Annotated in this window: 7 protein-coding genes; 2 read left to right on the forward strand and 5 right to left on the reverse strand. The window is 69.8% G+C overall.

What is annotated here, in order from left to right:
- Positions 1-6 precede the first annotated feature (6 nt).
- The 4 genes from brxD to ACGFNF_RS06630 all read right to left on the reverse strand — a co-directional run bounded on the left by brxD (position 7) and on the right by ACGFNF_RS06630 (position 8,672).
- A complete protein-coding gene (gene brxD / locus ACGFNF_RS06615; RefSeq protein ID WP_393166234.1) occupies positions 7-1,320 on the reverse strand; it encodes a BREX system ATP-binding protein BrxD in 1,314 nt (437 codons plus the stop codon).
- Positions 1,317-4,055 carry a BREX-2 system phosphatase PglZ gene (gene pglZ, locus ACGFNF_RS06620; protein ID WP_393166236.1) on the reverse strand — a complete coding sequence of 913 codons (2,739 nt, stop codon included), beginning with the start codon at positions 4,053-4,055 and terminating at the stop codon, positions 1,317-1,319. The genes brxD and pglZ overlap by 4 nt, the downstream gene beginning before the upstream one ends.
- Positions 4,052-7,804 carry a hypothetical protein gene (locus tag ACGFNF_RS06625; RefSeq protein ID WP_393166238.1) on the reverse strand — a complete coding sequence of 1,251 codons (3,753 nt, stop codon included), beginning with the start codon at positions 7,802-7,804 and terminating at the stop codon, positions 4,052-4,054. The genes pglZ and ACGFNF_RS06625 overlap by 4 nt, the downstream gene beginning before the upstream one ends.
- Positions 7,805-8,051: 247 nt before the next feature.
- Positions 8,052-8,672: a DUF6642 family protein gene (locus ACGFNF_RS06630; protein WP_393166240.1), complete on the reverse strand. Its 621-nt coding sequence runs from the start codon at positions 8,670-8,672 to the stop codon at positions 8,052-8,054.
- A 357-nt stretch (positions 8,673-9,029) separates the two neighbouring features.
- Here ACGFNF_RS06630 and ACGFNF_RS06635 point away from each other — a divergent pair, with 357 nt between their 5' ends.
- Positions 9,030-10,019, forward strand: coding sequence for a hypothetical protein (locus ACGFNF_RS06635; RefSeq protein ID WP_393166242.1), 990 nt, complete (start codon positions 9,030-9,032; stop codon positions 10,017-10,019).
- Positions 10,012-10,443: a hypothetical protein gene (locus ACGFNF_RS06640; RefSeq protein WP_393166244.1), complete on the forward strand. Its 432-nt coding sequence runs from the start codon at positions 10,012-10,014 to the stop codon at positions 10,441-10,443. Before ACGFNF_RS06635 ends, ACGFNF_RS06640 begins: the two co-directional genes overlap by 8 nt.
- Before the next feature lie 44 nt (positions 10,444-10,487).
- On the opposite strand, the gene ACGFNF_RS06645 is transcribed toward ACGFNF_RS06640, so the two are convergent.
- Positions 10,488-13,484, reverse strand: coding sequence for a hypothetical protein (locus tag ACGFNF_RS06645; RefSeq protein WP_393166246.1), 2,997 nt, complete (start codon positions 13,482-13,484; stop codon positions 10,488-10,490).
- Positions 13,485-13,492 lie beyond the last annotated feature (8 nt).

The following is a 13,492-nucleotide window of genomic DNA, read 5'->3' on the forward strand; positions in this document are numbered from 1 at the left end:
TCTCTCCTAGAGCTCGAGTGATATTTCGTCAGCGCTGGAGGCATTTCGCTCGACGGCGGTCATCTCGGTGGCGGACATGGTGAGGGCATAGTGCTGCCGGGGGTCGAACTCGGGGAACTGGTCGACCCGGTCGAGCACCTCCCCGACGAGTTTCTTGAGGTACAGGCGCGGCGCGACACCCACCTTGCCGCCGAGCCCGCCAGCGACCGCCCGGGCCAACTGGCCGAGGTAGGCGTCGTCGACCAGAGCGGCCACTCGCGAAGGGGCCGTCGAGCCGTCCGCGTACAGGTCGCGGACCCGTCCGCCCAGCTCGGTCAGGGAGTCGACGGTGAAGCCGGGCAGCCGGATCTGCACGGCGCGCGGGTTGTCGAACCGGGCATCGGTGGCGAAGTCGACGGCGAGCCGCTGCGCCAGTGGCGCGAGCCGCTGCACACCCTGCGGCCCTTCAAAGAAGGCCGGGGTGCCGGTTATCACCAGGTACAGCCCGGGGAACCGCCCCGAGTGCACCTCGTCGATGAGCTGACGCAACGCGTTGAGAGCCTTGTCCCGGGCGTCCGAGCGGACGCGTTGCAGGGTCTCCACCTCGTCGAGCACGAGCAGCAGGCCGGGGTGGCCGCTGTCGCGCAGCACGGCGAGCAACCCCTGCAGGAAGCTCAAGGCGGCGAAGTGGTCGAGGTCCCCCTTGACGCCGGCGACCCGGCGGGCGGCTGCGGCGACGTGTGGCTGACCGCCGAGCCAGGCGAGCACCGCGTCCGCCGTAGCCGGATCTCCGTCGAGGGTGGCGCGTCGGTAGCCGCGCAGGGCGGCGGCGAAGGCGGGGGCGCTCCGGCTCACGGTGGCGAGTCGTTGGTCGAGCAACGCGGCGACCGCCCGGTCGAGGGCGTCGACCTCGTCGGGGGCGACCTCGCCGGCCGCGAGGACGTCCTCCTCGAGCGCGTAGAACCAGCCGTCGACGACCGGCCGCAGCGCGCTCGGTGGGAACGTCGAGGTGTTCAGCCGTTCCGTGAGCCGCCGGTAGACGGTCTCCAGCCGGTGCAGCGGCGTCTCGTTCTCGGAGACCTGCACCTCTGCGGTGGCGAGGTTGGCCCGTCGGGCGCGTTCGGCGATCCACCGGGTGAAGAACGTCTTGCCGGAGCCGTATTCGCCTCGAACGGCCTTGAAGACGGAGCCACCGGCGGCGACGGTGTCGAGGTCCTCACCGACGGCTGTGCCGAACCGGTCGAGCCCCACCGCGAAGAGGTCCAGGCCGGCAGAGGGCACGGCACCCCGCCGCAGGGCGTCGACGACCTCGCGACGGCGGGCCGGACTGACCGTGGTCACGGTTTCGCCCCTGGCAGCCCAAACTGTTCCCGCAACAGCGCCAGGTCCAGGCGAACGGTCCGGTTGTCGTCGATCTGCGAGAGGACGGGATAGTTGTCGACGTTCAGGATGCGCTGCAGCGTGGTGACGAACCCTCCCGCACGTACCGGTGCCTCACCGGCACGTTGCGCGAGGACCGCCACCGGCAGCACGCCCTTCGCGTCGACCAGAGCGCGCAGCGCCGCCTCGATCTTCCGCTCGTCCACCCGGCGCGGCGTCAGGCTGTGCTGAGCCTTGAACAAATCCGAGGCGAGCAGAGCCGCCACGAGGTCCCCGTTCCTGGCAGCCGGCACCGGCGCAGTCGCGGTCGTCGCCTCCGGTACGTCGAACAGCGCGTCCCCGGTGACGGCCGGTGCCTTGCGGCGCGGCTTGGGCACGGGTGACGCCGTTACGGGAGCCGCGGCCGGTGCGGCGGCGGTCGCCTGCCACCACAGGGGTCGGCGAGCCTCGACGGGTGCCCAACCTGCCGGCGGCTCGGCGACGTTCGGCAGCAGGAAGGCCAGCAGCGGAATGGTGACCTCGGCGAGCGAGGCGCCACCGTGGTAACCCGCCTTGCTGGGCCGGTAGCGCAGGAGCGGGTCCCACAGCGCGATGATCCGCTTGCCTTCCGCGACCACACGCGGGCCGGTCAGCTCGATCTCGCCCGGGGCGGTCGGGCCCGGGCCGGTCCGATGGCGGGCGGAGGCGGCGTCAGTGGCCTTGACGTGCTGGCCCCCGCGTTCCAGGACGTGCCCGTGGTCGCTCGTGACGACGATCGCGCGGCCGGAGGACCGCGCCTGGTCGAGCAGGCTGCGCAGGAACCCGACGTCGTCGAGCTGCCACCCTGCCTCGCCGCCCTCCCGACCGTGCGCCAGCGACTCGTCCACGGTGTTGATCACTACCGCGACCACGGGAGCCTGGCCCGCGACCGCCGCCGCCAACTCGCCGGCGAACACCTCGCCCGCGCCGCCCCGGGCCGGGCCCTTGTGGAAGATCCGCGAGCCCTTGCCCCAACGACCCTCGGCGAAGATCCTCTTCTCGTGCTCCTGGTTGCCGCTGCGCAGCGCGCCGGCGAAGAGCGAGGTCCGCGAGACGGCGGTCAGTGTGGGCAGCGCCGCCACGACGCCCCGGCGGCGTCCCGCGCCGGCTCGGGCCAGCGGGTCGTACTCGACCCAGTGCTGGGACAGCTCGTCGGCGAGCTGCACCGCGACGGCGGCGCTCATGCCGTCGAGGACGACGAGCAGCACCGGCCGGTCGGCGCGGATCATCGGCTCGACGACCCGTGGGAGGAGGTTCTCCACGGTGAACAGTCCACCGTCGTTGCCCGGCCCGGCGGTCGCCCAGGCGCCGAGGCGTCGGGCGAAGGCGCCGTCGAGTTCGCGGCGGCGCGCCTGTGCGCGATCGTGGATCTGTCGGAACGCCTGCTGCAACTCCGGGTGGGCGTCCTCGCCGGCCCAGACGTGGTTGAGCGCCAGGTCGGCCCAGCCCCACTCGGCGATCTGCCGATCCACGCCGTCCGCGACGCTCTCGGGCGGCGCCACGTCCGTGCGGAGCCAGCGCACGAGGCGCTGCGCCATTCGAATCCGCGTGATCCGCACCGTCTCGGCCGCTGCCAGCCGGTGCTCGGCGAGGTGTTCGACCGCCCGCTCCAGCGCGGTGTCCGTCGCGTCGTGCAGCCCGGCGAGCAGGGCCCGGGCCGCGACGCCGATCCGCTGGTTGAAGCCGGTACGCAGGATCGAACTGTGCCCGGTGCTGCCGGCCGCGTTGAATTGGACGAGCAGTTCCTCGGCGCGGTCGAGTACGGCGTGCCCCTGCCGTCGTACGTCTGCTTCGGCAGCGGCGAGCAGGCCGGCGACCACCTGTACGGTCGCCTCGGCGAAGCCCCGCACCGTCGCGTCGTCGTTGAGGCTGCCGAAGTACTGGTCGACCCGGCCCTGGGCACGTACCGCGTCGGCGCTGTCGGTGCTCCACAACGCGTCGCAGACGAGGCCGAGAGGCAGGGCTTCCTGGCCTCGCCCGGCGGCGGTCAGCGCGAACAGTGCCTTAGCCGGCCGGCCGAACTGCTCCACGAGCCAGCGGGACAGCCCGGCCTGTTCCTCCTCGCGCAACAGTCCGTAGGCCTCGACCCCGCCCGGCTGGGCGCTCCAGCGCAGCAGGGCGGCGACGTCGAGGTCGTCCGGGTTCTCGCCCCGCCGGTCGAGGCCGAGGCGCACGGCTGCCAGGTGCCGCAGCGCGACGTCGCGGGTCAGCACGGCGGTGGCGAGCTTTGGCCAGCCCGCCGTCGGCATCGCGTCGAGCAACGCCATGCCGGCCCACGACTCCCGCTCAAGAGCGGGGTCCGGCAACTGCGCACCGAAGGCGTCCACGACGAGGTCCCACGGCTCGACGGTGTGCACCCGCTCCCGGAAGACCCGGCTGCGGACGCCGTGATGCAGCACGGACTCCGGGATGTCGGTGAGCAGGACCAGCACCTCGTCGCCGCGGTCGGCGACAAGGTGCTCCCAGACGGCGAGCGGCGAGACACACGCCTCGATCCGGGCACGGCGGCCATCGGGCAACAGCATCGTCGGGTCGTGCGGCCACGCGGGTTCGGCGCGCACCACCATCACCGGGTACGCGTCGCCGTTGCGGTGTCGGTCGAGCTGCTGCGCCACCTTCTGGCGCAGAGCCGCCGGGCTGATCCGCAGCGCCTGGGCAGGGGCGGGTGCCTGGGTCACGAGACGATTCTCCAGGTCACCTCGATCGTGGCGCCCGGGTGGGCGGCCGCGAAGGCACGAAGCTTCTCGACCGCTTGGTCCACGTCGGCCGCCGGGACGGCAACCTCGTTCCTCGGGGTGGCCACCGTGCCGCCGCCGTCGCCCGGCCGACGCGTGCCACCGGGATCGCGGCTCACGACCTCACGGGACCGGTCGTCGATCGACTCCCGACTGCGCGTCACACGACGGATGAGTGTCACCGCGTCGGACTGGGCCCTCCGTAGGGCCGGGGACAGCGGGGCGGTCAGCTCGTCGGCTTGGCCGACCCTGCGCAGTTCGGTAAGGATCGCCATCGCCTCGCCGGCCCAGGCGCCGCCGAGACCGCTGATGATCTCGAAGTTGTCCCAGGAGGCGGCGGTAAGGTCGGCGGACACCTGGGCCGCGCTCTTGATGCTCTTCCCGGTCCGGTCGGCCGGGCCGCCGAGTTCGGCACGAGCGAGGCGCTCCACGGTCTCCACGGCGGTACGCGACCCGACCAGCCCTTCCAGCAGGTCCGCGGCGGCACGGGCGGTGCCGAGCCGGCCACCGGTCGACTCCGTGTCGATGCCCAGCCACCTCGCGTGTTGTTCGAGCCGGGCGACGAGCCCGTGCGCCGCTTCGCGGTAGCGGGTCGCCTGGGTCACCAGGTCACGGCCGAACATCGCCACGAGCCGTCCCCGCCGCAACGCGATCGGCTGGAACCCGAAGATGGCCGCCGCGTGGGCGCGGGCGACCTCCCAGTCCTCCTGGCCGGGGAGGCGTTCCTCGCGCAATGTGTGGTCGGCGGAGATCCGGCCCAGGTCGGGCGCCGGGACGAGCGGACTGCCGTGGTGGTGGAACGCGCGGTCAGTCTGCTCAGCGAAGGCGGCCACGACGAGCTGCGCCACGATCGGATCGAGGCCGCGCGCCTGCGGCTGGTCGATCCAGCGCAGCAGGTCGGCCACCCGCAGCTCGCCCGTGATGCCCTCGGCGGCGGCCTTGTGGTGGAAGTGCTGGGCCCACTGCCCTTCGATGACGAACGCCGCCTCGTGCATTGTCCCGAGCCCGAGCGGGTTGGCGATCCGGCGCAGCGTCTGCCGGTGGGCCCGGTCCACCTCGACGCGGCCCTCGGGCGACTCGACCGCCTGCCGGACGTGGTCGAGGACGACCTTGACCTCGGGCAGGCGTACGGCCTCGCCCTTGCGGTCGGGGTCGAAGTCCGGGTGGGCGGGGAACTGCTGGCTGAGCATCTGGTCGCCGACGCTGCGCAGCGCGTCGTTGAACGTGGCGCCCATCGGCAGCTTCGGTTCGAGAGCGCGGGTGAGCGACTGCAGGTGGTCGTCAAAGCCGAGCTGCACGTCCGTGGGCTGCTTGGCGGCCAGCCCGTACGCCTGCCGCAGCACGGCCTGCATCTTGGCGACCAGGGCGCTGCGCTGGTTGGTCAGCGCGGCTTGGGCGCGGCGCCGGTCGTCGGGGTTGAGGTGTTCGGCATGGCTGTCGAAGCGCTGGCCTTCGAGCAGCTTGTCGATGATGGCGAGCTTGCCCAGGTCGGTGCGGCGCTCGACGGTCAGCGCCGCCGGGATCCAGCAGACCGTCTGGGCGGTCGTCCGGCCGGTCAGCTCCTGCACCCGCTGTCGGTCGTCGGCCGGCCCGTGGCTGCCGTCGTCGAACGGGTAGTCGATGATCATGCGCCAGCCGGCCGGGTCGTTCGGGTGGAACGCCTCGTCCCGGATGTCGTGCGGGTCGCGCACGTTGCCGTATACCAGCTCGACGGCGCGGCGGCTCCCCCGCCAGGTGAGCCCCGCCTCGGCGAAGAACGAGTCGCTCCACGGCACGCCGAGCTGCTGCCAGAGCAGCCGCTGCACGAGATGCTTGCGGGCACCCTCGTTGTCGTAGTGCTTGGCGGTGGCCAGGACGCTGTCGACGTCGACGCCGACCAGTTCCAGGGAGACGACCGGGTCGTCGCCCTCGCCGATGCGGATCTCGGCGAACCGGCCCGCCCAGTCGGCAAGCTTGCGGCTGACCTGGGCTACCTCGCCACCGGGGATCGGGCTGGTGATGCTGCCGTGGTTGAGCGCCGACAGCCGCCGGGCGGTCAGGTTCCGCAGCGCCGGCACGCTGGGCGCGAGGGCCGCCAGCAGCAGCGTCTTGACCAACCGGTCGTCGCCGGTGAAGGCCCGGACCCGGCCCACCGTCTCGGCGGGCTGCGGGTCGCCGCGGCGGGCCGCGTCGAGGTCGTCGTCGGTGAGGTCGTACTGGCCGAGGAGGTAGGGACGCAGCTTCAGGTCATAGAGCTTCTGGGCCATTTCGAACTCGGCCTTGAGCTTCTCGGTGAAGGGCTGGTCACCGCCACTGCTGATCACGTCGTAGAGGTCGCCGAGCGGCACGAGCTGACCAAGGCGCAGCGTGTCGCGACGGTCGACGAGCAGCTGGCGCATCAGCTTCAACGCGGTGCGGGAGCGCTGCAGCGCGCTGGAGACGTGCACGAGCGTGGAGAGAAACGCCGGGCTGAACGGGTACGTCGACCGGAAGGCGTCGATGTCGGCGCCGCTGCCCGAATCGGTGCCGAGCAGGGTGTCGAAGACCTCCCGGCGTACCTTCGTGGTGGCGTCGAAGGCCCGGGCGATGGCCTCGCCGGCCGTGGTGTCGAGGGGTTTGAGCAGCCGGCGGCGCGCGATCTCCGGGAGGTTGCGGTCCTCCAACTTGATCACGTCGAAGCGGCCGCTGGCCAGGTTGAGCGTGTCCTGGTAGCTCAGCTCGTTGGCGCCCGTGACCTCCTCGCCGACGAGCTCGCGCAGGTCACGCTGGCGGGCGATGAAGCTGATCACCGGGATGGGCCGGCGGGTGTCGCCGCCCTCGACGAAGTTGGTGATTTTCTGGATCTCGCGGGAGACGAACTGCTGGTCGCCGATCGAGTTGGCCAGCCAGAGGATCAGCTCGTCGAGGAAGAGGATCAGGCCGTGGTAGCCGAGCTCCTTGGCGTGCCGGCTGATCTCGGTCAGGCCCCGGTCGAGCGAGACGAACGCCTCGGCGTCCTCGCGCGCGTTGCTGAAGAAGCCCTTGTTCCAGCTCGTCAGCAGGTCGTTGACGAGCTTGCGGCGCAGCTCGTCGTTGTACGCGCCGGCGAACGCCTGGTCGAGCCGCTCGGGCGTCCAGAAGGTCTCGCTCTCGCCCCACTCGTCCTCGACGTCCCCGCCCGGCAGCCCGTCGATGAACTGCCTGTCGCCGATCTTCTCCCGTAGCGAGGCGGTCTGGTCCAGCAGCGCGTCGGTGCGGTGCACCGCCGGGATGGGCGCCTCGGGGTGCAGCGCCCGGACCCGGTCGACGTAGCCGCCGAGCACCCGCTGCTCCAGGGAGCGGGCGTCGAGCAGGTGGTACGGCACCAGCAGGAACTTGCGGCCGTCCAGCCAGACGCTGTGCTTGGCGACCAGCGGCGCGAACTCGTCCCGACCCCGGGCGACGGACTCGCCGCGCAGTAACGCGTGCAGCACCGCCATGAAGTGCGACTTACCGGAGCCGAAGGAGCCGTGCAGGTAGGCGGCCTTCGACGCGTGCCCCTCGACCGCGGAGCGGATCAACCCGAGCGCCTCGTCGAAGTTGCCGAGCAGCCGATCCGTGACCACGTAGTCACGGAGGGTGGAGTCAGCGTCGGCGACACTGTCGGCGAGCTTGAGCACGAAGTCGCTCGTGCTCGTGCGCTCCGGGATGTCAATGAACTCCCGGAGCAGCGGCGCAGGGGTGGGCGAAGACATGCTGCATACCGTACCGATCACGGAACACGCCGTCATGCAACGCCGACCTGTTCCATCCGCACGCCTGGTTCGACCGCTCCGCCTTTGCGCAAAGGAGGAGGCCGGCGGACGGCCGGCCCGAACCGGCGGTCGACACGCCGACGGACAGGATCAGGCAGCAGCCGCGGGTTCCGGCAGCGACCGCCCCGACGACGTGCGGCGCTTCCGAACGTCGCCGAGCCGTTCCCCGGGCGTTCCCACCGCTTCTTCAGACGGAGACGGCCGTACCGCCCGCCCTCATAGACGGGATCCGGACGCTGGAACCGTTCGCGTACACCACGCGGAAGCCGAGGTGGTGGGCCAACGGCGCCCAGCGCGCCGAGGAGGCGAGTTGCTCGACGCTGTTGACTTTGCCGCTGTTGACGAGCCTGTCCAGCATCACCGTCTCGAACGCCGCGGACTCGATCCAGTCGATCTGCTTCGTGAAGCCGCACACCATCGACGCCCCGGTTCTGTACAGGAAGTCGGCGAGGTACGCGTCGGGTCCCCGCAGCACGGAACACCCACCGATGTAGATGCGCTTGCCCTGCCACCGGCCAGACATCCAGCCTGCGACCTCGTCGAGACTGGTCGAATGCGACTTTGATAGCCACAACTCGCTGGGCGCACCGTGCAGCGCGAAGAAGCCCACCTCGTAGGCGGAGTACCTCTTCGACGACCACTGTTCGAGGAAGTACCTCAACTGCTCCGAAGTGACGGCGCTCTTGTGGATGTGTTTGAGGCTTCCCAACCGCTCCAACATGTCCAACGTCGGCAGCACCGACCGACGCTTGGTCAGATCGCTGTCCCACTCACCCTCGACACAGAACACACCCTTGGGCTTCGGCACGCGGAACCCCCTCGCATCTTTGGAACCGCAAGGCTAAGAAGTGCCGCCGTGGCCGACCATCCCGAGAAAGGCCGAACTAATCAGCCGACCGTCCCCCGGACACCATCGGGGGGTCGACATGTCCGCCCCTCGCCGCTGACAGCGATCTTCGAGCATGATCGGGTAGCCTCCACGCAGCAAGTGCCTCCCGTGATGGGCGATCTGAGCCTCTGACAAGTCAGGTCCTCCCGTGCCAGGAGGCACTTCTTCCCCTGATCCACGATGCGCGCAGCCCTTGCCAAAGGGCCGAGGCTAATTCGGGAGCGGGGCTGAGACCGGCACCCGATGCAACACTTGGCCAGCACCAAGGGGGAGCGCATGCCCATACCACTCATCGCTGCGGCCCTGATCGCGATCGGCACAGCCACCGGAGGCGGCGGCTTGGCTCTCGGAGGCGTAGGTGCCTACGACATCGTGCAAGCCACCAGTCGACTGAAGAAGGCCCAACGCCGCTACGAGCAACGACGCAGCGAGTCCGAGGCCACGCTCACCGCAACGAATGACAAGCTCAAGGCGCTGGGCGAGCACCAGAAGCAGGCGCTCGACGATGTCGTAACGCGCATGGGCGACTTCCTGCGTCGCCACGAACGACAGGTGCGTGAGAGTGAGCGTCTCCTGGTGGAGGGCGTCGATGCCACCATGAGTCAGGTGCCGGGGCTTCGGGGCCTCGACGTGGAAGCAGTCGCGTGGATCAGCGGCGCCCTAGGCTCTGCCGCAGCAGGTGCAGGAACGGGAGCCGGCGTCACCGCCGCCGCAAGCAGCTTCGGCCTGGCCAGTACCGGCGCTGCCATCTCCGGTTTGTCCGGGGCGGCTGCCGAGAGTGCGACCCTGGCCCTTCTCGGCGGTGGGAGCATCGCTTCCGGGGGCGGCGGCATGGCGCTTGGAGCCACGGCCCTCAGCTTCGTAACCATCGGCCCGGCCTTGCTCGTCGGCGGACTCGTCGTGAAAGGACAGGGCACCAAGGCGCTCACCCAGGCCACAGAATTCGAAGCCAAGATTGCCGTCGCAATTGCGGATCTCGACGAGACAGACGCTCGACTCTCAGGGGTTGACGCTCGTGCCGATGAGCTGAGCCATCTCCTCACGACGCTCAGCGCCCACGCGGTGGGGGCGCAGGACCTGCTGGAGTCAGAACCGTTCGACCCGAAGGTCCACGCAGCACGGTTTCAACGTGCCATGACCCTGGTCATGGCGGTTCGCGACGTCGCTGCCACACCGGTGATCGACACGCAGGGTGAGCTGAACGAACGAAGTGCGAACCTGACGGTGAAGTACCGTCCCTTGAGCGAGGAGCCCGGGGATGCCTGACCAACCCAAGGTGCACGTAGGGAAGATCGTCAAGCCCAACAGAAGTTCGCCATCCGCCCTCGACGGCTTCACCGCCTTGAAACAGATCGTGGAAGCCACAAGCGAATGCATCCAGATCCACGAGGTAGAGCGCACCAAGCGCGCCAAGTTCCAGGCGTACGAATCCACCGAGATCGCGCGGATCAAGGCGGCGGAGACAATCCTGCGAGACTACTTCGAGCAGGCTTTCACCGAGCGGCGCAACCTCTATCGAGAGTTGTTCACCCGGCTCGACCGGGCTCTTGACGAGGGCAACGGTGAGGTTCTGCACGACGTGGTCAGAGGCATCGTCGACATCGCCCGCAGCTCTCCGTTGGCAGACATGGGTGATCTGAGCAAGGTCCGCGCAGCCCTCGACGACCCCGACCAGGTTTGGGACCTCTGAACGTCAGTTGCCGCCCTTCAAAGGCGCCGACATGACCTGTTCTGTCAGCGCTTGCGATAGTGGGGCTTCACGTACGTCACTCCCTTGGGGAGGCCGCGGCCCACGATGCGCGCGTCCCGGACTTCTTCAAGGTATTCCTCTTCAGATTCCGGGGATGCCTGTGCGCCGGGAGGCAGGCGACGCAGGTGCCCGGCGACCTGGTGCCCCCGCCGGTGCGGATGCCACTCGCCGGGTGTCTCGCTCGCAGCCGTCACCTTTTCCACCCGGGGGACGTATCGCAGCAGGGGAACGTGCTTGGCTCCGGGCTGGGACGGGTGCCAAGGGCGACCGTCCGGGTCGACGCTGCCTTGGACCCGGTGCAGCGCTCGACCGGCGATCAGCCGTTGAACGGCCTGATGGATGCCTTTAGCCCGTGCGGTCGGCAGACCGAGGCGCAGGCAGTTCTGCACCAGGGCGTCCTCGGCGAGGATCGCGCCGCCGTCCTCGGTGAGGTAGCCGAGTTTCCGCAGCGTGTGCAGTACCCAGCTCATGTCGGTGAGATCCGGCACGCGACCGTAGGCGTCCGCCCCGGGCCCGTTCTGTCGGGTCACCACACGCGGGTCGTACCGGTGGGTGAACTGGACGCCATCGATGCGCTTCAGCTCCGGCAAGGGCGTGGTTCGGGCGGTGGCGACGCCCCGGGTGGGGTCCACGGTGATCGTGAGCAGGGTGCCCGCGTTCAGGTCCGCCGGCCACTGGATGCCGGCGATCTCCCACCGGCCCTCGCGACGCCGCAGCGACACTCGCTGCGTCCTGGCGAAGGACGACCCGCTGCGTGCTTCGTGGTCGAGGTGCAGGCGGAGCTGTCGCCCGGGCGAATTGTCGCTCAACCCGTCGGGCAGGGGGCACCACTTCCCGTCGAGGTGCGCCCGGTGCAGGGCGATGCTCCACGACATCTCTGCCCGCTTCTCCCCGCTGCCGTCAAGCCAACGGGCGGGGCCATCCTCCTCCTCGGGGCCGATGAGCCGGTCCTCGACTGCGGTTGCCTGCGGCGTGACGACAGGGGTCGCTACGGGCTTCTGTTCCCCTGTGGTGTATCCCGGCTGCCCGGCGCGCCGCGCCAGATCTTCGGCCTGCACCGAGCCGCCGTGGCGTCCTGAGCACGGATCCGCCGAGACGGTGACAGCACGTCGGCCGGCGGCAACTTCCTGGAGCTGGCGCTGCGTGCCGGCCGACACGGTGGTGTCGAGCGGAGTGCACGCTCGACCAGCGCTGAGGCTGAGCCGAATGACGTTGGCTGCCCTCGCATGCCGGGTGACGAGATGAATTCTGCCTCCGGACCCGAGGTCGAGCGCTGCCCGGCACAGCGCCTGCACCGCCTCATCAAGCATGTTGACGGCTCGACCGTTGCCCTGGCCAATCTGACCGCTCCGGTCGACCCAGCCGTAGCCGAACCAACCATCGCCCCGTGAAAACGTCTCGACCATCACGACCCGCTTCTTGGGAAATTGCCTGACGACCGTGGGACAGACGAGGTTGCTGTCGGGTCGGTGCTCAACGGGCGGCTTCGGCAAGGGTTGTTCGTCATCGACAGCGGCCGGCTTCGGGTCAGAAACGCGGAGTATCGGGTCCGGCTCCGTCAGCGCACGCGCCCTCAGCCCCCTCACCACCTCCGCCACTGTAGGAGTGCACGAGCGGCACGGATCGGGTGCATCCGCGTCGGCGCAGCTCGCGCGGTGCTCCCGGCATGCATCCAGCACGATACGGGTGATTCCGGGGTGGCTTTCGGCCAGCGACATCATCGCTTCGGCGAGGCAGTCAGTCCGGAGTCGTCGCACTGAATCACTGCACAACAGGCGCGCGATTCGGACGTGGAAGCTACCGACGATAAGTCTGGCTTCCAGGCACAGGGCGCTTCCCCGGGCGTACGCCTCCCCCGTCTGCCGCAGCCGGGTCGTCAGGTCGGCACCGGCGCGTGTTTCCGCCTGCCGGAGTTCGGTCTCCGTCGTGTCACGTGCCTCGCTCAGAGCGGACATAATTTCCTCAGCGCAGGATATCCATTGCTCCGCCGCCGCCACATGGGCCAAGCCCGCATCGGCCTTCCGCCCATTGAGGTCGTCCAGGACCGTGCGAACGAAGGTGGCAGCGTTAATCTGCCGAACCCGTCGCACAGCGGCGGGCAACGGCTCCTGCACAGTCGTCTCGTGTGCGTTCAGCCAGCCCCACAGGTCATCGGTGGGTCGTTCCAGTGCGTGCCGAGGGAGGCCACGCCGCTTCAGCACCCGGGCCAGTGCCTCGTCGAACGGAAACGCGGCGACTTCCCGCATGACCGTGGTGTCCAGCCCTTCCGCTGCTGCGGGCGGACGTCCCAACACTGTCAGTTCCGCCTGGTAGGCGCTCTTGAAGGCGAGAGCTGCCGTCTGACAGGCGCTCATGAGCCGGTCCCGCGTGCGGTGCAGCCGCCTTGCGGTGTCACTGTCGCCGGCCAACTGGGCGAGACGCGCCTCCATGTCAACGAGTTGTTCGGCGTAGCGCGCGGCGGCGATCGCCGCCGGTTCACCGGCCCTGCGCCGAAGCAGGTCCTCCTCGGCGGGTGCCAGCTCCGTGCCCTCTGCTTTCGCCCGATGCAGCGAGGCCAGCCACATGATGTCCCGAGGCAGCGGACTGGCGATCGTCGGGGGCGGTCCGAATGGCGCCGGAGCCGGCTTCTTCTTGGCCGTAGCCGCCTTCTTCTCGGCGGACGCCTTCTTCTCGGCGGGCGAGGTTGCCCTCGTCGCCGCTAACTGCGCCGTGCCAGCCGTCGCTCGGCGTGCCGCGTCTGGCTGGCGACGCGCACCCGCCGATCGGGTGGTGGCTCCCCTGGGAATCCGTCGGTTGAAGCAACTGTCACACAACAACACGGACCATTTGCCGCCAACCGTGGCCACCATGTCGGAGGTCCTCGCCGTACCGCAGCGGGAGCAGTGGAACGTCATCGACCTATCGAGCCGGTACTGCTGCATCCGCTGATAGGACCGAAGGACCCGCAGGATGCGGTAGCCGCGCGGAACGTCAGCGATCAAGGCAGCCT

Source organism: Micromonospora sp. NPDC048868 (genome assembly GCF_043198195.1).
GTDB classification, from domain to species: Bacteria; Actinomycetota; Actinomycetes; order Mycobacteriales; family Micromonosporaceae; genus Micromonospora; species Micromonospora reichwaldensis.

Bases quoted from the DNA above. Each gene is read 5' to 3' on its own strand.
- ACGFNF_RS06625 (WP_393166238.1), bottom strand. From the start codon at position 7,804: ATGTCTTCGCCCACCCCTGCGCCGCTGCTCCGGGAGTTCATTGACATC.
- ACGFNF_RS06635 (WP_393166242.1), top strand. From the start codon at position 9,030: ATGCCCATACCACTCATCGCTGCGGCCCTGATCGCGATCGGCACAGCC.
- ACGFNF_RS06640 (WP_393166244.1), top strand. From the start codon at position 10,012: ATGCCTGACCAACCCAAGGTGCACGTAGGGAAGATCGTCAAGCCCAAC.